A 760-nucleotide genomic window follows, 5' to 3' on the forward strand; every position below is an offset into this window, starting at 1 on the left:
TATATCAGCCAAATTCCGGTTTTATCCGCCTTTCTCAAGATATATCGGCCAAATTCCGGGTTTATCCGCCTTTCTCAAAATATATCAGCCAAACCTCAAATTTATCCGCCATCTCAAGAGGCCTTTCAATCTATTAATGTGTTTGTCCAGATGATAGTTTTTGATTGATCATTTCCTTTGGTAAAATTACCTGTTTCACTTCGCCTTTTCCTATTAACCCTTGTTCGTTATATGCCTCGACTTTTGTACGAACTTGTTGATTTTTGTATTCGACTAATGTTGCAGTTAATTTTACTTTTGAATGTAATGGCGAAGGGCTGATGTGCTTTAGCTGAACTGCACCGCCCATGCCCTCCTCATGGTCCTCCAAAAATGGCAGAATGATTTTCCTTGAGACCCACTCCATGTGGTATACCATTGCAACCGTTGAGTAAACAGGGTGTACAACGCTTCCCTCAAAGCTAGCAAACATGTCTTCCGTTACTTCTATTTCAATCGTCTCTGTTCTGCCTATGTCCATGCCTGATTTCAACTAAATCACTCCAAACCGTTAGTTTAATAGGTCAGCAGATTTGCTTAATTGCTCTTGTGCCTCTTTGACCATATGATCAAGCAGTTCCTTCACAGTGGGGATGTGACTGATTAATCCGGCCACTTGGCCACTATTGATGAAGCCGTTCTCCATGTCACCCTTTAGTGCACCAAGAACATGCTGCGTTTCAGAGGTAAGCCTGCCATACTGATCAAGTGTTAGTCCTTC

The 760-nt window shown here is 42.0% G+C and carries 1 protein-coding gene and 1 pseudogene; both read right to left on the bottom strand.

Features of this window, described 5'->3' with window-relative positions:
• Positions 1 to 133: 133 nt before the first annotated feature.
• Entirely contained in the window at positions 134 to 532 is a 399-nt protein-coding gene (locus AC3G7N_RS20855; protein ID WP_089061222.1) for a thioesterase family protein, read from the bottom strand.
• A gap of 18 nt (positions 533 to 550) precedes the next feature.
• Positions 551 to 760 (bottom strand): annotated as a pseudogene (locus AC3G7N_RS20860) (NAD(P)H-dependent flavin oxidoreductase); the annotation flags it as partial.

The organism is Virgibacillus carmonensis (assembly GCF_057836705.1).